The sequence below is a fragment of the Streptomyces sp. BBFR25 genome (genome assembly GCF_044590125.1).
Taxonomy (GTDB): domain Bacteria; phylum Actinomycetota; class Actinomycetes; order Streptomycetales; family Streptomycetaceae; genus Streptomyces; species Streptomyces canus_D.
In genome coordinates, this window is record NZ_CP172447.1 from 8,515,299 (window position 1) to 8,539,464 (window position 24,166).

The window sequence follows — 24,166 nt, forward strand, 5'->3', positions numbered from 1 at the left end:
CGGTCACCGGTGACCAGTCGTACGGTCGCGGAGTGCCCTCCAGGGCGGCCGGCGGTCGGGGCAGTCTCGGCGGTCCCGGCGGTCGATGCCGCCGAGGCTGCCGGCACCGCACCTGCGAGAAGCGTCAATCCTGTCGATATCGCCGCCATCATGCGACTTCTGAGCATTCCTCGAAGCACCTTTCACACGCAAGCAAAATGAAGCCCGGGAGGCTGACATAGCGAGGCATTGCCGTACTAGATATTTCGCTGGTCAAGTTTCCGGGAAACGTACACCACGTGGAAATGAGTCTCAAGAAAGCATTTTTGACGCTCCGTCAGCATGGCGCGGAAGCGGCACGGACATACAGCCCCAGATGCCCCTCGGTGCGCAGCGGAGGCCGACGGAGTGCCTGGTGCGGCGAAGCGGCGCCGAGGTCGCCTGCCCTGGAAGAGCCGCCGTCGCGGCGGCCACCTCCGCCGCCGGGCCAGGCGGTCCGCTAAGCGGTTTCCCGCGCCGGACGACCGTGGGTGTGACGACGCGTCGAGGGCTGTTCCTGCCGTATCTCGGCGAGCAGCGCGGTGATGGCGGCCATGATGTCCTCGGTGGCGCCCTTGAGCACGTCGGGCGTGAGGGGTCGCCCTGTGTACCGGCTGAGATCGACGGGGGCTCCGGCCACCACGTGGACGGTCTGCCGGGGAGCCAGCCACACCCGCCGGTCGCCGCGACCGCCGCGCGCGTAGGGTCGCACGATGTGCTGGGCACCCCACTGGGCGACGGGGATGACGGGGGCCCCGGTCGTCAGGGCGATCCGGGCCGCTCCGGTCTTGCCCGTCATTGGCCACATCTCGGGGTCGCGTGTGATGGTGCCTTCCGGGTAGATCGCCACGCACTCACCCGCCTCGACGGCGTCGACCGCAGAGCGGAGCGCGCTCGCGGCGTCAGCCGTCCCGCGGTGGACCGGGATCTGACCGGTCCGGCGCAGCATCGCGCCCACGAAGGGGATGCCGAACAGAGAAGCCTTGGCGAGCATCCTGGGCGGGCGCCCGCTGCTGTACTGAAAGTGCCCGAAGGTGAGGGGGTCGAAGTGCGAGATGTGGTTGGCGACGGTGATGAAGCCGCCCTCGGTCGGCATGTGCTCGTGACCGCGCCACCGGCGTTCGACGAGGAGGAACAGCACCGGTCTCACCATGCCGGCCGCCAGTCGGTACCAGAGGCCGTAGGGGTTGTGCGTCCTGCCGGGCACCGGCATCCTCCTGTGTCTGCGCGGCGTGGCCGCTTCTACCTGTCGCCGTACGGTCGCCGGGCGCAGGACGGTGGGCGGCAGCGCCGGCGGCGCCTTCCTGCCGAGTGGGTTCACCTCTCCGGGCGCACCAGGGCGCAAAAGAGGGCGTGCGGAGCGTAGAGCCCCGAGTCCGCCGAAGGGCGAGGTTCATCCTGCGTCCGCGTGGACGGGACGGGGAGTGTTTGTATGCCCGCCCGTCGGAAGCCGCTCGGCCGCACCCTGTGCGACCCGTCGAGCACCGCCCACTTTGCTTGACGCGACAACATCTTAGGCGTTGCGTGTATGCCGATCAACCGGTGCGGACCGACGCGGCGGACCCGCCGCCGAGGTCCGGCGTCCAGAGGGCCGCAGAGTGAGGCGCGCGACCGCAGTCACACCGTGCGCTCGTAGGTCGCCCAGGCCACGTGCGACTCGCGCAAGGTCACCGCGACCTGGGCCAGGCCCGACGCGCCCTTCCCCAGCGCGCCATTGCGGATCCGGTCGACGAGGCGGTCCGCGATCACCCGGGCGAGGAATTCGGTGGACGTGTTGACCCCGGCGAAATCATCATGCTCGTCCAGATTACGGTAGTTGAGGTCGTCGATGACGGAACGGAGCTCCCGGGTCGCCAGACCGATGTCCACGACGATGTTGTCCTCGTCCAACTCCTCGCGCCGGAAGGTGGAGTCCACGACGAACGTCGCCCCGTGCAGTCGCTGGGCAGGCCCGAAGACCTCGCCCTGGAAGCTGTGGGCGACCATCATGTGGTCACGAACGGTGAGACTGAACATGAACTTCCTCCCTGTGCGGGGTGACCACGGCCCCCTGACGGCTCGCTCAGCCCTGCCGCGGCACTTCGCAGGGCGCCGGTGGCCGACCCACCGATGGCCACGGGTCAAGATACGTGTCGCCTCCGCACCCGGGCGAGCGTGAACTTCGCCGGCCCGCCACTCGTGTCTCCTATGGCACCGGTCGTGGACCGCGCGCCGACACCGTGCGTGGCTGTGCCGTGCACGACTGCGTCCGCACCGGCAGGGCCGACAGGGAAGACAGAGGAAATGCGACAGGTTCTACGGGAGGACGCCGTCGTCCGCATCGGTGACGACATCTTCCAGGTCTCCGGCAGCAACACGAACTGGGTGATCGTCAAGGAAGGCGACGACTGCACACTGATCGACACCGGGTACCCCGGCGACCACGACACCCTGCTGGCGTCCTTGGACGCCGTCGGTCTGCACCCGCGCTCCGTGACCGCCGTGCTGGTCACCCACGCGCACAACGACCACATCGGATCGGCCGAGCGCCTCCGCTCGGGGTACGACGTGCCCGTACTGATGCACCACGAGGAGGTCCCCCACGCCCGCCGTGACTACCTCGACCAGGTCTCCGTCGGCCAGGTACTCGGTCAGTCCTGGCGTCCGGGCGTGATCCCGTGGGCCGTGCACGCCCTCCGCGCCGGAGGCACCGCACACGTGCCCGTCCTCCATCCGCAGGCCTTCCCGACCACGGACGCTCTGGATCTGCCCGGCAGCCCGGTCCCCCTGCACACCCCGGGCCACACGGCGGGACACTGCGCGTATCACCTGCCGCGCAGCGGAATTCTGGTCGCCGGGGACGCGCTGGTCACGGCGCACCCCACATCCCGTCTCGCCGGACCTCAGCTGTTGCCCGGCATGTTTCACACCAACCGGGCCCAGGCCCTCGACGCCCTTGATGTTCTGGAGAACGTGGACGCGGATGTAATCGCTCCGGGGCACGGCCCCGCTCTCCGGGACTCCCCGAGGAGAGCCGTCGCCCTGGCCCAGGCCCGCTCACGTCGAAAGGTCCGCATCGAGGCTTGACGACACCGCCGGACACGGGCCCGAGCCGTCGGCCCGGCGGCTCGTGTTGCCCGGGACGGCCGGTGCCCGCTCCCCCGTGAAGCGGGCACCGGCGCTCTTCGGGGCGCCCGCGCCGGCGGACCGGACGCGGGCTCAGCCGGCCCAGGAGGCAGGGTCCACCTCTGGTCGGCACCGCCGCCGCACGACCGGATCTGCAACCGTGTGCCATCGGCCGAGCTCGGCCCCGTGGCGTCGAGACACTTGCCCGACTGCGGGTTGACCAACGTGCCGTTGGCCTGCTGTCGCCAGGTCTGCGCCCCGGAACCGTTGCAGTCGTACAACTGCACACGCGGACGCCGGCGTCGTGGCCGCCCCTCGGGCCCAAGGCCCTCGTGCCGCTTCGGCCGGTGTCCTCCTAGGGCTGCGGTGCCGCCACGGCGGCGAGCCCGAGCTGCCGGAGCATCCCCAGCTCGTCGCTGCTGCCCCAGCGCTCGACGAGCATGCCGTCACCGTCGAAACGACTGATCTGCATCCCTCGGTAGGACACTCTCTTTCCCGTCGGTGGATGTCCCATCAACTGCCCTCGGTGCGTTCCGCTGATGGTGTAGGCGAACGCCAACTCGTCGTCTGTTGCCAGGAGATGCTCCACCTCGACCTTCAGGTCGGGAAACGCCGTCCGCAGTTCGGTGAACATCGCCTTGTACCCTTCGGGCCCGGCACCCTGGTTCGGAGCGGGATCGTGGTCGATCGATCCGGGTGCCACGACCTTGTCCAAGGCGTCGAGATCACCCTCCATGACAGCCTGGGCGAAAGCCGTCTGAGCAGCGAGGTTCGTCTGTCGGGACATATGCGCTCCTTGAGGCGCTGCGGCACCACCGGTCCGCGAGGAACTGCCTGGCAGGTCGGCCCGGAACCCGAGATTCCAGTGTCCACCCGGCGCCGCGTGACGGCATCCGGAGATTCGAGCGGGTCGCACGCCGGTCAGCGTGCGGACGGCCGGCCCTACCGGTTCCGGCCAGGGAGCAGCCGTCCCGACTCCGCCACGGCCTCGGCACACCGCGTCGCGGCCACGGTGTGCCGAGGGCCGGGCACCCCCACCCAGGGCGCGACTGCTCAGGACAGATGCTTCCCAAACCATTCGGTGGCCGCGGTGGAGGCGGAGTCGAACTCCTCGAGATAGGGCGAGAAGTGTCCGCCCCGGATCAGTTCCAGTCGCTTGGGTTCGAGGGCACGCTCGTAGGCGGCAAGCGCCATGTCGGTCGGGGTCATGGTGTCGTGGGTGCCGACGATCATCAGCAGGGGCGTCGGGGAGATCTTGTCGATGTACACGCCCGGCTCGTACATGCGGCTGTTGCGGCTCGACCGCAGCGTCAGCCTGTTCTCCCACGGGACGTCCGAGTCGTACGCTCGCAGATAGAAGTCGACGACGTCGGGATCATGGTAGAGGGCGGGGGCGTCAGGGTCCTTGTTGACGATGGCGACCGTCGCCGGCGCGCTCCCCCGTAGCTGAGCGCGCTCGTCCTGGTCGTAGCGCTGCTCGATCACGGCCTGGTGCTCCGGGAGGGCGCGGCGCTGACCGATCTGCAGTCCGCTGATCATGGGAACCTGCGCCACCACTGCTCGCAGCCGACGGTCCGTCGCGCCGAGGACCAGGGCATGGCCGCCGGCGAAGCTGGTGCCCCACAGACCGATGCGCCGCTCGTCCACCTCGGGGCGCGACTCCAGATAGGAGATCGCCCGGCGCCAGTCGGCGATCTGCTGCCATGGGTGCACGTCGTGTCGCGGTGTCCCGCTGCTGGACCCGAAGGTCCGGTGATCGTGGGCGAGCACGACGTAGCCCGCTTCGGCGAAGGCCCTGGCGAAGGGTTCGAGCCCCTGGTCCTTGATCCCGCCCAGTCCGATGGTCATGGTGATGGCGGGCAACGGCTCCTCGGCGCCTTCGGGTACGAACAGCCATGCCCCCAGGGTCGCGCCCTCAGCCGGTATCTCCACGTCACTTCGCGTGAACGTCACGCCTTGTCCCTCCGGGTCAGCCAGTACGTACGGGGGCCGGGTGCGGGGCGGTCGCCGCAGGCCCCCATTTGCGGCGACCGTGATTCCGGAGCTGTCCTCTGGCCGGTCGCGGTTCACTCGGCCAGACGACGGCCGAGGTCGAGTTCCACCCCGTCGGGGCGCTGGAGGCCGCGCTCGAAGAGGGAGCGGACACGGTGCGCGTTCTCGGGGCGTCCGGAGGTCTGGAAGAATGCCTGCAGGCTCGCACCGTAGGACTCTTCCGTCGGCAGGGACTCGACGTCCACCAGGGACTTGATCCGGGCGACGGCGACCTTGTCGAAGCCTGCGACGCGCCTGGCGAAACCGTCCACGAACTGTTCCAGCTCGCCGTCGGCCACCACGCGGTTCACATAACCGTACGCCGCGGCGAGATCGGCGGGGAAGTCGTCGGCACCGAGAAGGATCTCCAGGGCGCGTCCCCGGCCGACGAGGCGCGGGAGGCGGCCGGTGGGGTTGCCGCCGGGGACCGACCCGACGCCCACCTCGAACTGTCCGAGGACGGCGCCCGGCCCGGCGAAACGGATGTCGGTGGCCAGCACGAACTCACTGCCGGCCCCGCGAGCACGTCCGTTGATCTCGGAGATCGTGGCGGCGGGCACCTTCGCGAGCCGGTACAGGTTGTCGGCGAACGGGTGGAGGCCGGAGGGGGCGGGCTGCATCGCGGCGACACGGGAGCGGTCGGACTGCATGTCCCAGTGCGCCATGAAGAAGTCCGGGTTGGCGCTGCGGAAGACGACGGCCGTCAGTTCGGGTGCCTGCTCGATGCGGGTGATCAGCGCGGCGAGCTGCTCGATGGTGTCGGGGTCGATCAGGTTGATCTCCCCGTTGGAGAAGGTCACCCGCCAGTAGGAGGGGCTGATCTCCTCGACCGAGAACTGGTCATGGGCACTCATGTGGATCTCCTGATAGACGAGCGGGCCTGTTGCGCCGCGAGGCGTTGATGAGGGGCAGGGCGGTTCGAGCAAAAGCAGGCGGGGTGCGTCTGATCCGTCCCGGCAGAGACCGGATCACTCACCCGGATCGCGGTCACGGGCAGCCGCACCGCTGGAACCTGGATTCCAATCTAGCACCCTGGATTGGAAACAACGTCCCAGAGGTAGAATGGCGACATGCCGAGGAAGAGCCACGTATCAGCCACAGGTGACACACGTTGCTCCATCGGCCGCGCGCTGGAGATAGTCGGCGATCGCTGGAACCTGCTGATACTGCGTGAGGCTCTGAACGGAGAGACCCGCTTCTCGGAGTTCAAGGCCCGGCTTCAGGTGGCGAGTGACGTCCTGACACAGCGCCTCGGCGATCTGGTGGAGGGCGGAGTGCTGGAGAAGCGGCCCTACCGCGAGGAGGGGGCCAGATCCCGCATGGCCTACCACCTGACCGCCTCGGGGCGGGACCTCGTCGTGGTCTTCGGCGCCCTGCAGCAGTGGGGGGACCACCACTGCCCGCATCCCGACGGCCCACTCGTGCGTCGAGGCAGCCGGACCAGCGGTCGTGCGCTGCGGGTCGCCTTTGTGGATGGCGACGGCACGGAGGCACCGCTTGAGGACGTTGACCTCGGCGCCCCGGCCGCGCACGACGCCACCCGCCCCGTGGCGTGAACCCACCGGACCGGCGCGCCACTGCCGCCTTCTCCCGAGCACGCGTGCCGGGGCGGTCCGGGAGTCCTCCCCCGGTCGCGGGCCCTGTCGGCGGACCGGTTGCGCATCGTTGGAGCGCGTGAGCCGATACGACGCGAGGCGGCTGGCATTCCCTGGCGGGGGCGCCTGTCCGTCAACGGCAGAAAGTCACGCGACCGGCATCGGCGGGAGGCGGTCCCGCCCTCCATCCGGCAGACACGAGGGCAGGACCGCCGAGAGTGGTACAGGCGACAAGCCGGGGGGACTGTACGCCTGTACGGACTACGGGCAATATGACCATCAACCGGTCATCCCCTCCCCCGCCGTCCCCACGGGCAGACGGCGGGCACCCTTCATCAAGGACAACGGAGCCGACGCCCGCAAGGTTCACGCTCCGCTTCGAGCGGCGCCCAGGGAAGAGCCCCGGACCGTGGGTGCGCCTCCTCTGAGGGCCCTACCGGCCGCCGACCCGGGCCGCGGCCCTGTCGGACGCGGCTGCCCGGCCGGAGGCGGCGGCTGGGGTCCGACCGGCGGGCCCGTGGATGGTTCGCTTGGTGTGCCAGGTCAGCACGACCGCCGCGAGCAGCAGGAAACCCAGGCCGGTCACCACCACGCCGGTCCACCGCACAGCGGAGAAGGCCGCTGCCGCAACGGCGGAACCGGCGGCACCCCCGGCGAACACCGAGAAGATGTAGACGGTGTTGAGCCGGGCCCGGATGGTCGGCTGCGCGGCGAAGACGCGTGCCTGGTTCGCTATCTGACTGCTGGTCGTGCCGAAGCCGAGCAGATTGCACCCGACGGCCAGCAGCACCAGTGACCGGCCGGCCACCGCGAACAGGACAAAGGCGAGCGCCGCCGACGTGAGTGCCATGACATTGACCCGGAGCGGGCCCCAACGGTCGACCATGCGCCCGGAGTACCGTGCGGCCAGGGCGCCCGGGACGCTGAAGAGACCGAACAACCCGATGACGGCGGGTCCCAGTCCGATCGGGGGCGCGGTCAGGTGGAAGGCGAGTGACGACCAGAATGCGGAGAACGCCGCGAAGACGGTCGCCCCGAGGGCCGCCGAGACACGCAGCGACGCGTGCTGCGTGAACAGCCTGGGGAGGGAGCCCAGCAGACGGGCGTAACTCTCCTTCCCCCGTGCTGGCACAGGGGGGTCGTCCGGCATGTAGCGCGGGAGCACCAGGAGCAGGGCGCCGGTGGCCACGGCGGCCACAATGAATCCGGCGCGCCAGGTTCCAGTCGCTTCGACGACGAGACCGGCGGCGGTCCGCGACAGCAGGGCTCCCAGTGTGAGCCCCGTGCCCACGGCGGCCAGGACGCGCCCCGCGTTGCCCTCGGACGCCATGGACACGACGGTAGGCATGATGACCTGCGGCAGTACCGTGCTGGCGGAGAGCACGAGGGCGGCCAGGCCGAGGAGGGCGACCGAGGGGGCGACGGCGCCCGCGAGGAGGCCGACGGTGGTGATCACCAGTAGCAGGGTGGACAGCCGGCGGAGCCTGGCCCCGTCGGCAAGTGGCACGACGGTGACGATGCCCAGCGCGTAGCCGATCTGGCCCGCGGTGGCCACCACCCCGGCGGTGGAGGCCGAGGTGTGGAAGCTGTGGGCGATCTCGTCGAGGAGCGGCTGGGCGAAGTAGATGTTGGAGACAGTGATCGCGGTCGCCGTGGCGAAGACCGGGACGGTTCCTCGTTTGACACCTGGGCGGGTGGCTGCGCTGGTCATGGATTCCTCATGCGCATGGGTTCACGGACGGGGCGGGTGGGGACGGGACTCTCGATGAGTCGGCGGGGGCGGACGGAGGCCCGCCCCCAGGTCGGTCGAGCTGTGCCCGCACGGCCTGCAACCGCTCGTCGAGGGGAGGACGACGGCGCAGCCGCGAGCGGGTCCGCACGGGGTTCTTGCTGGTCAGAGGAGCCTGTTCCAGGTCAGCTCGGCCGTGCGTTCGGCTCCCCAGAGCCGCGTGGGGGTGCTGACGCCGAGCCGCAGGAACGATCCGGCGAACTGCACCGTCCGCACCTGGGTCCGTCCGATCCAGTTGGGGAAGAGGCTGGTGGTGACGTGATGCTCCACCGTGTGCGGATCGATCACCTCGAACGGGCCGCCGTAGGCCACATACCCGGCCGCGGCCCCTGCCAGGTCGTCGGGTGTCGCCTCCTCCAGGCGTGGCGTGCTCAAGGGGAGCCGGTCCCCACGCCCCAGCTGAGCGGACATGTATCCCTCGGGGGTGTAGAGGATCAGGCCGTACGGTGTGTGGCCGAGGGGGTGGATGACCTCCCCCTCGGCGCTGGTGGCCGTGTACGAGACGAGCTGCCAGGCCCCGAGCAGCTTCATGCGGACGTCGGCACGGGCCTGTCGCTCGTCACCTTCTGCGGCCGGGTTCGTCGCGGTCATGGGTACTCCTGTTCTCGCGGGGACGGACGGGTCCCGCCGGGTGCGGGCGGGACCCGTCGCTGCCTCAGTGCCGGGTCAACTCGCCGTCGACGAGGCGCCACAGGTTGAGCGGGTTGTCCTCGCGCAGGGGCTGCGGCAGGAGCTCGTCGGGGAAGTTCTGGTACGTGACCGGACGGATGAACCGGTCGATCGCGCCCATGCCGACCGAGGTGAAACGACTGTCGGAGGTGGCCGGGAAGGGGCCGCCGTGGGTGGAGGCGTACGAGACCTCCTGGGGGATCGAGAACGCGTTGAACACGATCCGCCCGGTACGGCGTTCCAGGATCGGCAGCAGCTGTTCGGCGGTGGGACGGTCGGTGGCGTCGGCGTGGAGGGTGGCCGAGAGCTGCCCGCGGAAGGCGCGGGCCGCCTCGAGCAGTTCCTCCGTGTCGGCGACCCTGACCAGCAGGAGGGCGGGGCCGAAGACCTCCTCGCGCAAGGTGGGCTCGGCCAGCAGCCGCTCTCCCGTGACCTCGAGCAGGAGGGCCTGCCCGTCCGCCTCACCGACGGGTTGGGCTCCCTGGCCGAGCCGGGTGGCGCCGCTGTCCTCGTGGCGCCGGGCGCTGCGGGTGTAGGCGTCGTGGATGCCGGGCGTGAGCATGGGGCGCGCGGCCCACTTCTCCACCTCGGTGATGGCCGCGTCCCGCAGTTCGGCGTATCCGGGGCCCTCGACGGCGAGGAGGACGGCGGGCTTGAGGCATGCCTGTCCGACGTTGTACATGCCGCGCTGCACCAGGCCGGTGCCGATCTCGGCAGCGCGGGCCGCGAGGGCGGCGGGCAGGACGAAGGTCGGGTTGACACTGGTCATCTCGGTGAAGACCGGGATGGGCTCGGGGCGCTGCTGGGCCCGGCGGTACAGGGCCATGCCGCCGGCCTCGGAGCCGGTGAAGGTGACCGCCTTGACGAGCGGGTGGTCCACGAGCGCTTCGCCGATCTCGTTGCCGGGACCACGCACGAGGGAGAACACGCCGGGGTGCAGGCCGGATTCGGCGACGGCCTCCTGGATGACCCGGCCCTCGATCTCGGCGGCTCCCGGGTGGGCGTTGTGGGCCTTGAGAACGACGGGACAGCCCGCGGCCAGGGCGGAGGCGGTGTCCCCGCCCGCGACCGAGTAGGAGATCGGGAAGTTGCTGGCGCCGAAGATCGCCACGGGACCGAGGGCCACCTTCTGCAGCCGGTGGTCCAGCCGCGGAGTCGGCTGACGGTCCGGCTGCGCGGGGTCGATGGCCGCCTGGAGGAACCGGCCCTGGCGCACCACGACGGCGAACTTGCGGAAGACACCGGCGGTCCGTACGGCCTCGCCCTCGAACTGCGCGGCGGGCAGACCGGTTTCCAGGGAGGTCCGCGCGGCGAGTTCGCCCTTGACCGCCTCGAGCTTGTCCGCGATGAGCTCGAGGAACGCCGCTCGCTCCTCCAGTCCCGTGCGGCTGTACGTGTCGTACGCCTCGTCCGCGAGGCGCAGGGCGCGGTCAACTTCGGCGGGTCCGCCGAAGGCGAACTCGGGCTCGATGAACGCTCCGGTGGCGGGATTGAACGCCTTCATGGTTCCCGCGGTGGCGGACACCCGGCCTCCGCCGATGAGCAGGTCTCCGGTCAGTGTCATGCGTTTGCTCCCTCGAACGCGGCGATGAGTTCGTCGGTGGTGGTGATGGCGTGGGCGTAGGTGGGCCCGTTCAGCTCGTGCGCGGCGTGCATCATCTCGGGCAGGAAGGCCGCGGTGGCGTCGCGTACGAGCGTGACGTGGTAACCGAGTTCCATGGCGAAGCGACCGGTGGACTCGATGCAGGTGTTCGCAAGCAGCCCGACGAGCACGACGTGGGTGATGCCGTGTTGCTTGAGCTGGAAGTCCAGGTCCGTATTGGCGAAACCGCTCTGCGCCCAGTGCTCGGCGACGACGGTCTCGCCGGGCTGCGGCTGGAAGTCAGGGTGGAACTCCCCGCCCCATGTCCCGCGGGCGAAACTGTGGCGCTCCATGATGCCCAGTTGAGTGGGGTTGGGGTGGTTCCACGTCTCGTAGTCGCCCTCTTCCCAGCGGCGGTGCGGGACGAAGATCAGTCGCGTGCCGGTCTCGCGTGCGGTGGCGACGACGGAGCGCAGGTGGTCGAGCAGGCCGATCTTCTCCGCCATCGGTTCGAGGCGTGGCCAGATCTTGCCGCCCTCGGACAGGAAGTCGTTGAAGGGATCGACCAGCAGTACGGCCGTGTGGCTGGGGTCATAGGTGCGGGTCATGGTGTCCACTCCGATCTGGATGACTAGCATCATCCTGTTTTGTAGATTACGCACATCATCCTCAAAGTCAAGTCAAGACTTCTTCAGCCCTGCGGTCACGGGCGCAGATGTATGATGGGCGTCATCCAGTCGTGCAGCGTCCGCACGACGCCACCCCACGAAAGGCAGGGTTGTCATGGGCCACTCGCAGGCGGAGAAGGCGGCGACCCGCGAACGCGTGCTGCGGAGCGCGTCGCGCAGGATTCGCGTGGACGGCGTCGATCGCCCCGGCGTCGCGGAACTCATGAACGAGGCCGGCCTGACGCACGGCGGCTTCTACAAGCACTTCGCTTCCCGGGACGACCTCATCGCCCAGGCCGCCGACTTCGCGCTGACGGAGGGAACGGCGAAGATGGAACGTTCCGCTCGCAGGAACGAGCGGGACGCACGAGCCGGTCTCATCGAGGCATACCTCGCCAAGCAGCACCGGGACGGACCCGCCACCGGATGCGCCCTGGTCACCCTCGGCGCCGCCGCCGGACGTGGTGACCAGCACGTCAAGCAGGCATACGAGAATCAGGTCCGCACCTACCTGGACCTGATCGCAGGCTTGGACGACGACGGGGAGAATGCCGGGCCCGAGGCCATGCTCACCCTCAGCGCGATGGTCGGCGCCGTTCTCATTTCCCGTGCCGTGGCCGACAATGCCTTCTCCGACGAACTTCTGGAGACCGTCGCCGAGCAGCTCGTGCGCCGCACGGACCGCGACATCTCCACCGACGCCTGACACCCACGCATGGGGCTCGGGCCGGCGAGGCCGCGCTCGGGCCAGGTCGACGCCATCCACACCGTTCGCACGAGTGCGAACGGTGCTCGCGCGACCACACCCGTCGGCCAGGTCGCCTCGCCCCACGGTCAGCGGCTCGCAGGACGACCACACGCCGCACCGTGCCACGAGACCGGTTCCACCGCCCTCCGGCCTCACGACGGCCGCGGTGAGACCCCGCCGAGACCCCGTACGCCCGGCCCTTCTCGCTCCGTTTCCCAGGAATTAAGTCGACCGGTCGTCTGTTGGCGAGGTGGCCTGCGGACAGCTGGCAAGTTCCTCGACGCGTCCACGCGAACCCTGCCAGACGCGTCCTTCCGGCACAGTGACGAAAGTGAACGAGCGCGCCATGAGCCATCCACCTTCTGCCGGTTTCGGTCCGACCCCCACCCCGGAATCCGACGTGTCCTGCTGGTGCGAGGGATCCGCCCTGCTCGATGGGCTGGTCACCGTGCCGGTCGCCATCGCCTTCCATTACAGCGCCGCAGATCCGTACGCGGTGCGCATGGCGGTGCACACGGAGGAGGCACCGCCGGTGGAATGGGTCTTCGCCCGCGATCTGCTGACCGAAGGCATCTCCAGGCCGGCCGGCCTTGCCGACGTGCAAGTCTGGCCCGTGCCCCGCAGACGACGGCACCTGGACGCCGGCCGCGGCGCCGTGAGCATCCGGGTCAGCTCGCAGGACGGCACCACCGTCCTCACCGTGCAGGCGGCCTCCCTGCGCGCGTTCCTTGACCGGACCCTTGACACGGTCGCGGCCGGGACCGAAAGCACCGGGCCGCAGATCGACAGAGCCCTCGCCTCCTGGCTGGTGATGGAGGGGCCGGACGACGGGGCGGCATGAGACGCCCGACCGGTGATTCGGTGGGATCGTCCGCACGGTCCGTTGCCCCCCGCCCGGACGCCGGGCAGAAGCCGTGACGGGCGCCTCGAACCACCCCGTTACTTGACTGAGCAAATTCTTCTGGTAACTTACTTGTCAGAGCAACTACATCTCGTTGCGTTTCTCGAGGTGACTTTCAAGAAGGGCTCAGCATGACCAAGATCGGCATTATCCTCGGCAGCACCCGCCCCGGACGCAACGGCGAGGCCGTGGCCCGCTGGGTGCTCGACGTCGCCTCCAAGCGCGGTGACGCGGAGTACGAGCTGGTCGACCTGCTCGACTACAAGCTCCCGCACCTCGATGAGGCGCTTCCGCCGTCGATGGGCCAGTACTCCCAGCCGCACACGCAGGAGTGGGCCCGCAAGGTCGCGTCCTTCGACGGCTTCATCATGGTGACGCCCGAGTACAACCACTCGACGTCCGGTGTTCTGAAGAACGCGATCGACTACCTCTTCGCGGAGTGGAACAACAAGGCTGTCGGCTTCGTCAGCTACGGCGCCATGGGCGGCGCCCGTGCGGTCGAGCACCTCCGTCTCGTCGCCGGCGAACTGCAGATGGCCGACGTGCGCGCCCAGGTCGGCCTGTCGCTGTTCCACGACTTCGAGAACTTCAGCGTCCTGAAGCCCGGCGACCACCAGGTCGACGCCCTGGGCGTCGTCCTGGACCAGGTGCTGGCGTGGAGCGGGGCCCTTGCCCCGCTGCGTGCCGCCTAGCACCAAATCCTGCGGGTGCCACATTCCGCAGGCGAACGGGACTCGTTCCCGCTCACATCCGGGGCCGGGGCCGGGAGGGCCGTCTCACTTGGGACGGCCCTCCCGCGGTGCCCGGGACGGGTGCCGCGAGCACGGCCTCGCTTCGCAGGAGGTCGCGCCACGGCGCCGCTCGGCTGCTCACCAGTCACGCCGAGCACACCGCGCTCGGCCGCGGGTGCGCGCCGGGCGGACGACACCGTCCGCCGCGACGGCCGGGCCGCATCACCTCCCCGCCCAGCAGGAGGGAGCCGGTCCATGAGCCGGCGCAGGAGCAGGGAGCAGCCGGCTGAAGTCCGCTCCCCCGGCGGCACGCCTCCCACGAGGGTCTCCGCCGCAGCCGCACCGACCCGTCATCCGACGGTCCGTCGCCGAACCGCACCGTCGTGAATCCGGCGCGCCCCCGCAGGCACCGCGGCCGTCCGGCCGGTCACCGGGACCGCGGGCGCACACCCTCACCCCACCACGCCGCCTCCCCAGCCGTTCAACCTCTTCGACAAGGATCATCGTGTACATCGCCGCCGTCATCCTCAGCGCCCTCCTCGCTCTCGTCTCCCTGGCCGCAGGCGCACCGAAGGCACAGCTCAAGGGCAGCGTGCCGGACGAACTCGTGGCCAAGGGCCTCAGCGCGGGCCTCGTGCGCTTCATCGGTCTCGCCGAGGTGGCCGCGGCGGCAGGTCTCATCGCCGGCATCTGGTGGCAGCCGCTGGGAATCGCCGCCGCCGTCGGCATGCTCGTCATGATGCTCGGAGCGATCCGGTACCACGCGAAGTGGGGCGACTACGCGGACGCCGAGGCCCGGGGTGCCGCGTCAGCCCCCGTACTGTTCGCGCTCGTCGCCGTCGCGGCGGCCGCCACCCTGGCCGCCTCGCAGTGACACCTCTCTGACTGTCATGGTCCTGACAGTTCTCCGGTCGCAGCACCGGAGATGCGCCGAAGGGGACGCACGCCGCCGGGCGCGCGTCCCCTTTCGCATGCGGTGGCAACGTCGCTCGGCGCGGCACCGGTGCCGCGCCCGTCACTTCGCGGCGCCCGTCACCTCACCGCACCCATCCGTATCGGACATTACCCTCGAATCACTTGACGTCCACGCCACGCGAGCTATAGTTGCAGCGTCAAGCAAATAATCCGGTCGGCGCAGGGGACCACGTCCCCCGACCGGAGTGCCGGACGACACCCACGTCAGTACCTGACCGTCCGCGAGTGCCGCGTCGCGACACACCTCTCGCCTACGTGCGGCCCTGGACGTGCTGCCCGGCATCACAGCCCCTCGTACACACACCACGGTGTACTCATCGATCAGGAGGCTTGCCATGGGAATCCTCGACGGCAAGGTAGCTCTCATCACCGGCACAGCGGGCGGCATGGGCCGCGTCGCCGCACTCACCTTCGCCCGAGAGGGAGCGAAGATCGTGGGATCCGACATCCAGACCGAGGCCAACGAGGAAACCGTCGGACTCGTTCACCGAGCCGGTGGTCACATGACCGGCATCGCCCCCGTCGACCTCACCGACCCAGACCAGGTGCACGACCTCGCCGACCGAGCCGCCGCTGCGTACGGCGGACTCGACATCGTCTACAACAACGCTGCCATGCAGCGCTTCGGCGCCATGCCCGACTTCTCGGTCGAGGACTGGCGCGCCACCGAAGCGGGTGAGCTGGACATCCCCTTCTTCGTCTCCAAGTACACCTGGCCCCACCTGGTCCAGCGCGGCGGCGGAGTCATCGTCAACGTTGCCTCCGAGGCCGGTCTCATCGCCGGCTCCACTCCTCCGATGGTCGCCCACACCGCCGCCAACGCGGGCGTCATCGGTATGACCCGCCAACTCGCCCTCGAGGGCGCCCCGCACAACATCCGCGCCGTCGCCATCAGCCCAGGTCCCGTCCTGACCCCCGCCAGCGACCGCGACCTCGGCGACAATCAGGAAGCGCGCGCCGCCATCACCAGCAAGACCCTCCTCAAGCGCTTCGCCCGACCCGAGGAGATCATCGAGCTCGCAACCTTCCTCGCCTCCGACCGCGCCAGCTACATCACCGGAGCCAACTACCCCGTCGACGGCGGATCCAGCGCCTGGTGACGCGGCCCCGACGCAGGCCCCTCGCCCCCCGTACGCGGAGAACCGGGGCAAGCGGGTCCACACCCCACCGGAGGCCACGAGGCGCATGGCGGCCATGCACACGAGGGGTTCACACATGCGTCGGGCTCGCATGAGTTCCGTGCCCGAGGTGACCGGGGCATGAACCGACGGGACCTGTTCAGGCGTTCAACCAACGGGACACCAACGCGGCATACCGCGTCACCGAGACCGGACACCCTCAGCCTGAGCCGAAAGAAGTGCGCTGATCATGACCACGAACCCGCGACGAGTCGTCATCATCGGCGGGGGGTACGCCGGCGTCCGCCTGGCGCGCGAACTGGACGCGGACGCCGACGTCACCTTGATCGACCTGAAGGAGTCGTTCTTCCACCGCATCGCCTCGTTGCGGGCGAGTGCCGACGCGGACTGGACCCACTCCCCCTTCATCCCGTACGAATCGCTGCTGGTCAACGGTCATGTCGTGAGGAACAAGGCGGTCCGCATCGAGCCTGAGCACCGCCTAGTGGTCCTCACCACCGGCCACAGGGTGGCCTACGACGCACTCGTGATCGCGACCGGCGCCGACTACCAGGAGCCCGCGCGCTTCACGGGGAGCACCGTCGCCGAAGCCGCGGCGGCCTTCCGCGGTCACCAACGCCGCGTCGCCGCGGCTCACAGCATTCTGGTGGTCGGAGGCGGGCCCTCGGGTGTGGAGCTGACCGCGGAACTGCGGCGCGCCAACCCCGGGGCCACGATCACCCTCGCGCACTCCGGGCCGAAGCTGCTCTCCCACAACGGCACCGGCCGGATGGGCCGGCAGGCGCGTTCCTGGCTGGAGCGACATGACGTGAAGGTTCTCCTCGACACCTTCGTCTCCTCCGCGGGCGGTGCCGGCATGCGCCTGCAGGACCAGGCGGGAAGCCCTCTCGACGCCGACGTGGTGTTCTGGACGACGGGCACCACTCCCAACACTCTCTGGCTCCGGCTGGCGGGGCTGGGACGCTGGCTCGACGAGCGCGGCCGCGTCAAGGTGGACGAGTACCTGCGGGTCCTCGGGCAGCGCGACATCTTTGCGATCGGCGACGTCAACGACGTGTCGGAGGCCAAACTCAGTCCGTCGGCTGTCGCGCAGGGCGAGGCCACTGCCCACAACATCCGTGCCTACCTGGACCACAGCAAGCACGGGGCCATGCCGCGTCCTTACAAGCCCGCACCTGTACGCGCCTTCTCCGTGCCGTTCGGCCCCGACGGTGGTACCACACTTCTTCCGGCCCTCGGCCGCGATGTCCTCGTCCTGGGCAACAGGGCCACGGCGGTACTGAAGAGCAAGCACCTCGCGGTGCCGGCGATGCGGAAGCTGCTGGGGCACACCGCGGGGTGAGGGTGGGCACCACCCCGCCGGCGCCCGCGGCGTCGCCGCAATTCGTCGCGGCGTCCGGGGAGCGAGTCGCCGAGAAGCTCATCGGCCCCTGAGCGGGTACGCGGTGGACGCTGCCGGCGGCAGGCAGGCTCCCACCCGGCGGCCTGCGCGGTCGCAAGTCCGCCCGCTCCCGCGACCCTCGGTCGCGCGAGCGGGCGGACCGGTCCACGGCGTCTCAGCCGAGCACGATGCCGTCCAGCAACGCCTGCAGGCGTAGTCCGTACTGTGCGTCGAGTTCGGCGGACGTACCGGTACGCACGGCGGTGGCGAACTCGCGGCGCAGGACGGGCCAGCAGTCCTCGTGGTCGATGCCGGCCGTGTCGTACACCAGGGGCTGCTCGGAACCGAAGAGCTCCACCCGGGTAATGGCACGCTGCACGTTGACGGACCCTGACAGTGACGCCTGGCTGACGGCACCGTTGGCGTGTTCGCAGGTCAGCTCGACCCATCGGCGCGGATCTCCGGTGGCGCGGATGGCGGCGATGGGACCGACCGCCGTGTCCAGAAGGTCGATCAGGTGAGGACCGAGATCGAGCAGGGCGCCGTGCTCCAGGCGCCAGCCCGTGGCCATCTCACCGCCGAGGAAAGCGCCGTGGAGGTAACACGAACGGGCGCCGGCGACCTCGACGGAACGCGCGGCCTCCAGGAAGGAACGCGTTATGGGGTGGTACCGCTTGGTCAGGACGAACTGGGACACCACGCCCGCCTCCGCCACGGCGTCCGCCACCCGCCGGGCGGAGTTCAGGTCCGGACCGAGTGGCTTCTCCAGGAGGACGGCCTTGCCGGCCTTCGCCGCCAGGGGCGCCAGCTCGGCCTGGACGGCGGGCGGGACCGCGAAGGCGACGGCCTCACAGTGATCCAGCAACTCGTCGAAGTCTGTCGCGACACGGGCCGCGTAGGGCGTCGCGGCCTCCCGCGCGGCGTCGGCGCGGCGAGCCCACACGGCGGCCAGCCTCGTCTCGGGGCCGGCGGCGAGGACGCGGGCGTGCATCGCGCGGGCCCACGGGCCGGCGCCCACGAGCCCGACATCGACGGGTCGGTGGGACCAGGGCGTGAGATCGGTGGTCACGGCTGCTTCTTTCTTGCTCTCGGTGGCACGACGGTCACGGTGACAGCCGGCTGAGGCGGTCGTCGGCCTGCTCGGCGGAATAGAGCAACCCGACGACCATGGCCGCGGCGCCCACGAGGCCCGCGTGATCACCGAGTTGCGAGGAGACGATGGTGAGGTTCGCCGTGGTGCGCGGCATGGCCCGCTGGTAGAGCACCTCGCGCACACCGGTGGTGAACGGGATGCCGGCGAGGTCTCCGGCGATCATGAGGACACCCGGGTTGAGGAGGGTGACGACGGTCGCCAGCACGGCGCCGACCACGTGGCCGGCCTGCTGCGCCAGGCGGATCGCCTCGGGATTGCCCTCGGCGAGCAGGCGCCTCACGTCGGACCCGGAGGAGGTCGGCAGGCCCAGCTCCGCGAGCGTGCGCGCCAACGCCCGGCCGCTGGCCACCGCGGCCAGGCAGCCGTAGGAGCCGCACATGCACAGGGCTTCGGGGTGATCGTGCAGGCGGATGTGCCCGATGTCGCCGGCGCCCCCGTCGATGCCCCGGTACACCTCGTTGCCGATCACCACTCCGGCGCCGATGCCGGTCGAGACCTTGACGAGGACGAAGGAACCGCAGTCCCGGTGATTGGCCTGTTGCTCCGCCAGTGCCATGAGGTTGGCGTCGTTGTCGACGAAGACCGGCACCGGCCGCCCGTTATCCGCATCGCCGCTCACGTGGAGCGCGTATGCCTCCTGGAGACGCTCACGGATGGGGTACTGGTCCCAGCCGGGCATGATCGGCGGCTGGACGACCCGGCCCACCTCCCAGTGGACGGGCCCGGGCACGGACAGGCCGATGCCGCATATGGCCGCCGGGACGGTACCGGCCGCTTCGATCAGGTCGGGCAGCCAGCGGGCCACCCGGTCGAGAACCTGGTCGGGTCCGTCGGCGATGTCGAGTTCTCCGGTGTACTCGGCCATGACGGTCCCCGCGAGGTCGAGTACGGCGGCGCGAGCGTGCCGGGTCTCCAGGTCCACCGCGATGACCGAGGCGTGGCCGGGATCGAACTCGATCTGGTCGCATGGACGCCCTCCGGTGGAGGTGCCGGTGGTGTGACGCAGCCAACCGGCCCGGTTGAGCAGGTCGAGGCGCTGCCCGACGGTGGAACGGGAGAGTCCGGTGGCACGTTGGAGGTCGGCGCGGGTGTTGGCACGGCCGCTGCGGATGAGCTGGAGCACCTCGCCCGCGCTGACCTGATTTGACGTCATCGAGTCTCCCTCACGGCTCAGCTCTTGTCGGCGCCGCTGGTGAGCCCCTCGGTGAGCAGGCGTTCGGCGGCGAAGAACAGAAGTACCACGGGGATCGTGAGCACCACGGAGCCGGCCATGAGGACGGTCTTGGGTACCTCGATGCCGTTGGAGAGCTGGGCCAGGCCCAGGGAGACCGTCCACTTGTCGGGGTCGGCGGCCAGGAAGAGCAGCGCGAAGAGGAACTCGTTCCAGGCGATCATGAAGACGTAGAGGCCGGTCGCCATCAGGGAGGGCAGCGCCAGCGGCAGGATCACCTTGCGCATGGTCTGGATCCGGGAGGCTCCGTCGAGCGCCGCGGCCTCCTCGATGGAGGCGGGGATGGTGACGAGGTAGTTCTTCAGCATGTAGATCGTCACCGGCACGGTCTGGGCGACGTACACGATGGCGAGGCCCACGAGGTTCGAGGACAGGCCGATCTTGGCGAAGATGACGAACAGCGGGACGGCCAGCAGCGTCGTGGGGAAGAGGTAGACGGCGAGGAAGAGCGCGCTGACCTGGCGGCTTCCGAAGAACTTGAGCCGACTGACCGCGTAGGCGCCGGGGACGGCGGCCACCAGGGTCAGCGCGACCGTCCCCAGCGAGACCAGCGCGGAGTTGAGCAGGAACTTCAGGAAGCCCTGACCACCCGCGTCGGTCGAGCGCAGCACGTCCTGGTAGGTGGCGAGGGTGAAGTCCTTCGCGGAGATCCACAGGGAGCCCGGGTCGAGCAGGAGCGCGTCGATGGGCTTCAGCGACAGCAGCACCATGTAGTAGAAGGGCAGGACGGTGATCACCACGAGGAACGCGACGACGAACCAGCGCAGGACGCCGAAGAACCGATCCTCGAACTGGGCCCGGGTCAGGGCCGTTTTGCGCGTCACGCTTCCTCCTGGACCTTGTTGCCGAAGAACTTGAAGTAGAGGCCCAGCAGGATGACCAGGCAGGCGGCCAGGACGAGTGCCTGGGCGGCCGCGGCTCCCACGTCGTAGCGGGCGGTGAGGAAGTCGTAGACGCGCACGGCGGCGACGTCGGTGCCCGCACCGCCGCCGGTGAGCAGGTACACGTCGTCGAACTTGTTGAAGGTCAGGATGAACCGCAGTACGGACAGCAGGGCGATGACGGGCATCAGCTGCGGCAGCAGGATGTGCCGGAACCGCTGCGTGGGGGTGGCCCCGTCGACCAGCGCGGCCTCTTCGAGGGTGTCCGGGACCGCCTGGAGCCGCGCCAGGATGAACAGGAAGGCGAAGGGGAAGTACCGCCAGGTCTCGAAGGCGATGACCGTCAGCAGGGCCAGCGGGATGTCGAAGTGCACTCCCAGCACGTGCACTTCATAGGCGCGGGTGGACAGGAAGGCGATGGGGTCGTCCCAGCCGAACAGGCGCCGTCCCCAGTCGTTGACGATGCCGTACTGCGGGCTGAGCGCGACCTCCCACACGAAGGCCACGGCGACGACGGGCGCGCAGTAGGGCAGCAGCATGGCCGCGCGGATCAGTCCGCGCCCCTTGAACGGCTTGCGCAGCGCCAGTGCGGCGATCAGGCCCAGGCCGATGGAGCCGAAGGTCGCTCCGGCCGTGTACAGCAAGGTGGTCCACAGGCTGGACCAGAAGCCGGCCGAGTCGAAGACCTGCGAGAAGTTGTCCAGGGACCAGTTGCCGAACAGGCCCATGCCCTGGATGTCGACGAGCTTGGCCTTCTGGAAGGCGAGCAGCACGGTCCACGCGATGGGCAGGACGACCACCACGAGGACCACGAAGAAGGTCGGGGAGACGAACGCGAGGCCCGCTCGGTTCTCTCGTCGGCTGGCGGTCATCGGGCGCCGGCCCGGGGAGGCGGACCGTGCCGGGGGGTCGGTGTCCCGGCGCTGCGGCGCGCCGGCTGGAGCTGTAGTCATGAGGGACCTTCGTGAGGTGCAGGGGGACGGCTACTGCAGGGACTTCTTCAGGGCGGCGACCTCTTCGTCGGCCTCGCGTGCCGCCTCCGAGGGGGAGATCTGGCCGCCGGACATGGCACCGATGGCCTTGGGGACGGGCAGTTCGCCGTTGGTGGCACCGACGAGGGCGCCCTCGCCCTGGGTGATGCCCCAGCGGCGCATGTTGCTGACGCCGTCGGCGAGCTGGTCGAGCAGAGCCTTGGGGAAGACCTCGTCGAGAGGCTTGCGGGTGTCGACGCCGATGTCGCTGGAGCGCCAGGCGTCGAGGTAGCGGTCGGGATCGGCGGCGGTCCCCTTGCGGACCGGGATCTTGCCCTCGGGCGCCAGACCGAACCAGGACTCGTAGCCGGTGCCCATCATGTACTCGATGAACTCCCGGGACGCCGCGGTCTCGGCCGTCTTCGTGGTCACCCAGGACGTGATCTCGCCGAACTGCGCCGCGTCCTTCGCGTCGGGGCCCTGCATCGCGGTGACGATGCCGCTGTGGTCCGACAGGTACTGCGGGTCCTTCTTGCACTCGGGGCAGCTGGGCAGGGCGTCCTTGCGCAGTCCCGCCAGCTCGTCCAGCAGGAACGACGACCAGATGACCATGGAGGACTGGCCCGCGAAGTAGGTGGCCCGGGTGGAGTCCACGGTCTGGGTGCCCGGGGCGCCGTAGGCGCGGGTCAGCTGGTCGTACGTCTTGAAGGCGGTGTCGCACTCCGGGGAGTCGAGGGCGACCTCGTGCCGGTCGTCGACGAGCTGGCAGTCGTTGGCGAGGGCGAGGCTCTCGAAGCTCTGCGAGGTGAAGGCGTCGCTGGGGTCCGTGGCCGCCGAGATCCCGTCATGTCCCTTGGTGGTGAGCGCCTTGGCGGCGGCCAGCGTCCTGGCGTAGGTGTCGGGGGCCGCCAGCCCCTTCTTCTCCAGCTGGTCCTTGCGGTAGACGAGCAGCTGGAGCCAGGCGTCGGAGGGCACACCGAGGCTGGTGGCGCCGTCCGAGGTCAGGTCCAGCGCGTTGGCGTTGAACGTGTCCCGTCCGAGCTCGTCGACGATCTGCTTCGGGATGTCGGTGTTCAGCAGCCCATTGCTGTACATCTGCCACACCTGGCCCATCGGGGCCGCGCCGATGACGTCCGGCAGCTTCCCGGATGCGGCCGCGGACATGATCAACTGAGGCATCTGCGCCTCGTCGACCCCGACGAGTTTGACCTTGATGCCGGTCTTCCTCTCGAACCCGTCGATGACCTTCTGCGTCGCCGCGACGCGGTCGGGGAGGTTCTCCTGGGACCAGACCGTGATCTCCCGGTCGGGCTTGCCGGGCCCGGTACTGCCCGCACAGCCCGCCAGCAGCCCGATACCCAGGGCTGCTGTGATGCCGGCCGCGGTCGTCCTCGACCTCAGACTCCTGATGCGCATCGCGTGTCCTCGTTCCGACTTATGTCAACCAGGAACGCATCACAGCACCTGTTTTGCGTGTTGACAAGACATAACTTCGAGATATTGTCGCCACAACTCAGTTTCGCAACCCTCCGGAGCCCCCCGTGGAACGCGTCGTTCAATTCACCGGCCCCCGTCAGGTCGACGTGGCCGAGCATCACAGCGCCGACCTGCCGCCCGGCCACCTGCGGGTCCGCACCCGTTACTCGGGCATCTCGGCGGGCACCGAACTCACCGCCTACCGCGGTACCAACCCGTACCTGACCCGGACCTGGGACGCCGAGGCCCGGCTCTTCCGCGACGGTGCCGCCGGCATCGAGTACCCGGTGGCCGGCTGGGGCTACTCGGAGGTCGGCGAGGTCGTCGAGGTCTCCCCGGAGCTGGCCGGCACCCCCGGTCTGCCGGTCCCCGGCGACCTGGTGTGGGGCATCTGGGGCCACCGCAGCGAGGGCATCGTCCCCGCCGAGCGGATGATCGGCCACACCCTGCCGGCCGGACTGGAGCCGCTGGCCGGGGCCTTCGCCCGGGTCGGCGCCATCGCGTACAACGCCGTCCTGGCCGGTGACATCCACGTCGGCGAGGACGTCGCCGTCTTCGGGCAGGGCGTCATCGGCCTGCTCACCACCCGGCTCGCCCAGCTGAACGGTGCCCGGGTCACCGCCGTGGACGCCCTCGACGGCCGCCTGGAGACCGCGAAGCACTACGGCGCCCACCAGACGCTCAACGCCCGCACGGACGCCGTGGCCGAACGCGTCCGCGAGGCCACCGGCGGCCAGGGCGCGGACCTCGCCATCGAGATCAGCGGCGCCTACCCGGCCCTGCACGAGGCGCTGCGCTCGGTGGCCGTCGGCGGACGGGTGGTGGCCTCCGGCTTCTACCAGGGCGACGGCATCGGTCTGCGCCTCGGCGACGAGTTCCACCACAACCGGGTCCAGCTGATCTGCTCCCAGATCGGCGGCGTCCCCCCGCAGTTGTCGAACCGCTGGAGTGTCGAACGCCTCCAGCAGACCTTCCTGCGCCTGGTCGCCGAGGGCCAGGTCGACGTGTCCGCCTTGGTGAGTCATGTCGTTCCGGCCGCCGAGGCCGCCGACGCCTACGTACTGCTGGACGAGCGGCCCGCCGAGGCGCTTCAGGTCGTCCTGGAGTTCTGACCGGATATTC

The 24,166-nt window shown here is 69.7% G+C and carries 23 protein-coding genes and 1 pseudogene; 9 read left to right on the plus strand and 15 right to left on the minus strand.

From position 1 onward, the window contains the following. Positions 1 to 478: 478 nt before the first annotated feature. Positions 479 to 1,231, minus strand: a complete 753-nt coding sequence (locus tag ACGH52_RS38275) for a lysophospholipid acyltransferase family protein (RefSeq protein ID WP_121704291.1) — start codon at positions 1,229 to 1,231, stop codon at positions 479 to 481. 404 nt (positions 1,232 to 1,635) lie between these two features. Beyond that, positions 1,636 to 2,034 (minus strand): 6-carboxytetrahydropterin synthase, encoded by a 399-nt coding sequence (locus ACGH52_RS38280; protein ID WP_121704290.1) that lies wholly within the window; start codon positions 2,032 to 2,034, stop codon positions 1,636 to 1,638. Between the two features lie 267 nt (positions 2,035 to 2,301). Here ACGH52_RS38280 and ACGH52_RS38285 point away from each other — a divergent pair, with 267 nt between their 5' ends. Continuing rightward, complete coding sequence (locus ACGH52_RS38285) at positions 2,302 to 3,084, plus strand: MBL fold metallo-hydrolase (RefSeq protein ID WP_399946321.1); 783 nt, start codon at positions 2,302 to 2,304, stop codon at positions 3,082 to 3,084. A gap of 161 nt (positions 3,085 to 3,245) precedes the next feature. Here the strand turns inward: ACGH52_RS38285 and ACGH52_RS38290 are convergent. From ACGH52_RS38290 to ACGH52_RS38305, 4 genes and pseudogenes are all read right to left on the minus strand, one after another. Beyond that, positions 3,246 to 3,410, minus strand: a pseudogene (locus ACGH52_RS38290) (ricin-type beta-trefoil lectin domain protein); the annotation flags it as partial. A 68-nt stretch (positions 3,411 to 3,478) separates the two neighbouring features. Then, complete coding sequence (locus tag ACGH52_RS38295; protein ID WP_121704288.1) at positions 3,479 to 3,910, minus strand: ester cyclase; 432 nt, start codon at positions 3,908 to 3,910, stop codon at positions 3,479 to 3,481. Between the two features lie 266 nt (positions 3,911 to 4,176). Next, entirely contained in the window at positions 4,177 to 5,076 is a 900-nt protein-coding gene (locus ACGH52_RS38300) for an alpha/beta hydrolase (protein ID WP_121704287.1), read from the minus strand. 113 nt (positions 5,077 to 5,189) lie between these two features. Continuing rightward, the gene (locus ACGH52_RS38305; RefSeq protein ID WP_121704286.1) at positions 5,190 to 6,008 is read right to left on the minus strand and encodes an enoyl-CoA hydratase/isomerase family protein; all 819 of its coding nucleotides are present in this window, start codon (positions 6,006 to 6,008) and stop codon (positions 5,190 to 5,192) included. A 216-nt stretch (positions 6,009 to 6,224) separates the two neighbouring features. Between ACGH52_RS38305 and ACGH52_RS38310 the strand changes: the two genes are divergently transcribed. Next, entirely contained in the window at positions 6,225 to 6,710 is a 486-nt protein-coding gene (locus ACGH52_RS38310) for a helix-turn-helix domain-containing protein (RefSeq protein WP_121704285.1), read from the plus strand. Positions 6,711 to 7,182: 472 nt separating this feature from the next. Here the strand turns inward: ACGH52_RS38310 and ACGH52_RS38315 are convergent, their stop codons facing one another. The 4 genes from ACGH52_RS38315 to ACGH52_RS38330 all read right to left on the minus strand — a co-directional run bounded on the left by ACGH52_RS38315 (position 7,183) and on the right by ACGH52_RS38330 (position 11,397). After that, complete coding sequence (locus ACGH52_RS38315) at positions 7,183 to 8,460, minus strand: MFS transporter (protein WP_121704284.1); 1,278 nt, start codon at positions 8,458 to 8,460, stop codon at positions 7,183 to 7,185. Positions 8,461 to 8,643: 183 nt separating this feature from the next. After that, the gene (locus ACGH52_RS38320; RefSeq protein ID WP_121702412.1) at positions 8,644 to 9,129 is read right to left on the minus strand and encodes a lipocalin-like domain-containing protein; all 486 of its coding nucleotides are present in this window, start codon (positions 9,127 to 9,129) and stop codon (positions 8,644 to 8,646) included. 64 nt (positions 9,130 to 9,193) lie between these two features. Then, a complete protein-coding gene (locus tag ACGH52_RS38325) occupies positions 9,194 to 10,771 on the minus strand; it encodes an aldehyde dehydrogenase (NADP(+)) (RefSeq protein WP_399946327.1) in 1,578 nt (525 codons plus the stop codon). Beyond that, on the minus strand, positions 10,768 to 11,397 hold the full coding sequence (locus tag ACGH52_RS38330; RefSeq protein ID WP_121702429.1) for an isochorismatase family cysteine hydrolase: 630 nt from the start codon (positions 11,395 to 11,397) through the stop codon (positions 10,768 to 10,770). The genes ACGH52_RS38325 and ACGH52_RS38330 overlap by 4 nt, the downstream gene beginning before the upstream one ends. Before the next feature lie 175 nt (positions 11,398 to 11,572). On the opposite strand from ACGH52_RS38330, the gene ACGH52_RS38335 reads away from it, so the two are divergent. The 6 genes from ACGH52_RS38335 to ACGH52_RS38360 all read left to right on the plus strand — a co-directional run bounded on the left by ACGH52_RS38335 (position 11,573) and on the right by ACGH52_RS38360 (position 17,293). Next, on the plus strand, positions 11,573 to 12,163 hold the full coding sequence (locus tag ACGH52_RS38335; RefSeq protein ID WP_121702414.1) for a TetR/AcrR family transcriptional regulator: 591 nt from the start codon (positions 11,573 to 11,575) through the stop codon (positions 12,161 to 12,163). Positions 12,164 to 12,536: 373 nt separating this feature from the next. Next, positions 12,537 to 13,046, plus strand: a complete 510-nt coding sequence (locus tag ACGH52_RS38340) for an SsgA family sporulation/cell division regulator (protein WP_399946332.1) — start codon at positions 12,537 to 12,539, stop codon at positions 13,044 to 13,046. Between the two features lie 191 nt (positions 13,047 to 13,237). Continuing rightward, positions 13,238 to 13,798, plus strand: coding sequence for an NADPH-dependent FMN reductase (locus tag ACGH52_RS38345; protein ID WP_121702416.1), 561 nt, complete (start codon positions 13,238 to 13,240; stop codon positions 13,796 to 13,798). Positions 13,799 to 14,342: 544 nt separating this feature from the next. Then, positions 14,343 to 14,711 carry a DoxX family protein gene (locus tag ACGH52_RS38350; RefSeq protein WP_193777651.1) on the plus strand — a complete coding sequence of 123 codons (369 nt, stop codon included), beginning with the start codon at positions 14,343 to 14,345 and terminating at the stop codon, positions 14,709 to 14,711. Between the two features lie 436 nt (positions 14,712 to 15,147). Continuing rightward, positions 15,148 to 15,912 (plus strand): SDR family NAD(P)-dependent oxidoreductase, encoded by a 765-nt coding sequence (locus ACGH52_RS38355; RefSeq protein WP_121702418.1) that lies wholly within the window; start codon positions 15,148 to 15,150, stop codon positions 15,910 to 15,912. A gap of 268 nt (positions 15,913 to 16,180) precedes the next feature. Further along, the gene (locus ACGH52_RS38360; RefSeq protein WP_121702419.1) at positions 16,181 to 17,293 is read left to right on the plus strand and encodes an NAD(P)/FAD-dependent oxidoreductase; all 1,113 of its coding nucleotides are present in this window, start codon (positions 16,181 to 16,183) and stop codon (positions 17,291 to 17,293) included. 214 nt (positions 17,294 to 17,507) lie between these two features. Here ACGH52_RS38360 and ACGH52_RS38365 read toward each other — a convergent pair whose 3' ends face one another. From ACGH52_RS38365 to ACGH52_RS38385, 5 genes are read right to left on the minus strand one after another with little or no spacing between them, the layout of a single operon-like run. Continuing rightward, entirely contained in the window at positions 17,508 to 18,401 is an 894-nt protein-coding gene (locus ACGH52_RS38365; RefSeq protein WP_121702420.1) for a Gfo/Idh/MocA family protein, read from the minus strand. A 34-nt stretch (positions 18,402 to 18,435) separates the two neighbouring features. Next, a complete protein-coding gene (locus tag ACGH52_RS38370) occupies positions 18,436 to 19,638 on the minus strand; it encodes an ROK family transcriptional regulator (RefSeq protein ID WP_121702421.1) in 1,203 nt (400 codons plus the stop codon). Between the two features lie 17 nt (positions 19,639 to 19,655). Continuing rightward, positions 19,656 to 20,540, minus strand: coding sequence for a carbohydrate ABC transporter permease (locus ACGH52_RS38375; RefSeq protein ID WP_121702422.1), 885 nt, complete (start codon positions 20,538 to 20,540; stop codon positions 19,656 to 19,658). Beyond that, positions 20,537 to 21,550, minus strand: a complete 1,014-nt coding sequence (locus ACGH52_RS38380) for a carbohydrate ABC transporter permease (protein WP_121702423.1) — start codon at positions 21,548 to 21,550, stop codon at positions 20,537 to 20,539. Before ACGH52_RS38380 ends, ACGH52_RS38375 begins: the two co-directional genes overlap by 4 nt. Positions 21,551 to 21,580: 30 nt before the next feature. Continuing rightward, on the minus strand, positions 21,581 to 22,984 hold the full coding sequence (locus tag ACGH52_RS38385) for an ABC transporter substrate-binding protein (protein WP_121702424.1): 1,404 nt from the start codon (positions 22,982 to 22,984) through the stop codon (positions 21,581 to 21,583). A gap of 125 nt (positions 22,985 to 23,109) precedes the next feature. Between ACGH52_RS38385 and ACGH52_RS38390 the strand changes: the two genes are divergently transcribed. Then, positions 23,110 to 24,156: a zinc-binding alcohol dehydrogenase gene (locus ACGH52_RS38390; RefSeq protein WP_210975759.1), complete on the plus strand. Its 1,047-nt coding sequence runs from the start codon at positions 23,110 to 23,112 to the stop codon at positions 24,154 to 24,156. The last annotated feature ends 10 nt before the right edge of the window (positions 24,157 to 24,166 follow it).

What these genes read in the sequence shown, in the direction of transcription:
- ACGH52_RS38275 (WP_121704291.1), bottom strand. Translation starts at nt 1,231, where the DNA reads ATGCCGGTGCCCGGCAGGACGCACAACCCCTACGGCCTCTGGTACCGA.
- ACGH52_RS38280 (WP_121704290.1), bottom strand. Translation starts at nt 2,034, where the DNA reads ATGTTCAGTCTCACCGTTCGTGACCACATGATGGTCGCCCACAGCTTC.
- ACGH52_RS38285 (WP_399946321.1), top strand. Translation starts at nt 2,302, where the DNA reads ATGCGACAGGTTCTACGGGAGGACGCCGTCGTCCGCATCGGTGACGAC.
- ACGH52_RS38295 (WP_121704288.1), bottom strand. Translation starts at nt 3,910, where the DNA reads ATGTCCCGACAGACGAACCTCGCTGCTCAGACGGCTTTCGCCCAGGCT.
- ACGH52_RS38305 (WP_121704286.1), bottom strand. Translation starts at nt 6,008, where the DNA reads ATGAGTGCCCATGACCAGTTCTCGGTCGAGGAGATCAGCCCCTCCTAC.
- ACGH52_RS38310 (WP_121704285.1), top strand. Translation starts at nt 6,225, where the DNA reads ATGCCGAGGAAGAGCCACGTATCAGCCACAGGTGACACACGTTGCTCC.
- ACGH52_RS38315 (WP_121704284.1), bottom strand. Translation starts at nt 8,460, where the DNA reads ATGACCAGCGCAGCCACCCGCCCAGGTGTCAAACGAGGAACCGTCCCG.
- ACGH52_RS38320 (WP_121702412.1), bottom strand. Translation starts at nt 9,129, where the DNA reads ATGACCGCGACGAACCCGGCCGCAGAAGGTGACGAGCGACAGGCCCGT.
- ACGH52_RS38325 (WP_399946327.1), bottom strand. Translation starts at nt 10,771, where the DNA reads ATGACACTGACCGGAGACCTGCTCATCGGCGGAGGCCGGGTGTCCGCC.
- ACGH52_RS38330 (WP_121702429.1), bottom strand. Translation starts at nt 11,397, where the DNA reads ATGACCCGCACCTATGACCCCAGCCACACGGCCGTACTGCTGGTCGAT.
- ACGH52_RS38335 (WP_121702414.1), top strand. Translation starts at nt 11,573, where the DNA reads ATGGGCCACTCGCAGGCGGAGAAGGCGGCGACCCGCGAACGCGTGCTG.
- ACGH52_RS38345 (WP_121702416.1), top strand. Translation starts at nt 13,238, where the DNA reads ATGACCAAGATCGGCATTATCCTCGGCAGCACCCGCCCCGGACGCAAC.
- ACGH52_RS38355 (WP_121702418.1), top strand. Translation starts at nt 15,148, where the DNA reads ATGGGAATCCTCGACGGCAAGGTAGCTCTCATCACCGGCACAGCGGGC.
- ACGH52_RS38360 (WP_121702419.1), top strand. Translation starts at nt 16,181, where the DNA reads ATGACCACGAACCCGCGACGAGTCGTCATCATCGGCGGGGGGTACGCC.
- ACGH52_RS38370 (WP_121702421.1), bottom strand. Translation starts at nt 19,638, where the DNA reads ATGACGTCAAATCAGGTCAGCGCGGGCGAGGTGCTCCAGCTCATCCGC.
- ACGH52_RS38380 (WP_121702423.1), bottom strand. Translation starts at nt 21,550, where the DNA reads ATGACTACAGCTCCAGCCGGCGCGCCGCAGCGCCGGGACACCGACCCC.
- ACGH52_RS38385 (WP_121702424.1), bottom strand. Translation starts at nt 22,984, where the DNA reads ATGCGCATCAGGAGTCTGAGGTCGAGGACGACCGCGGCCGGCATCACA.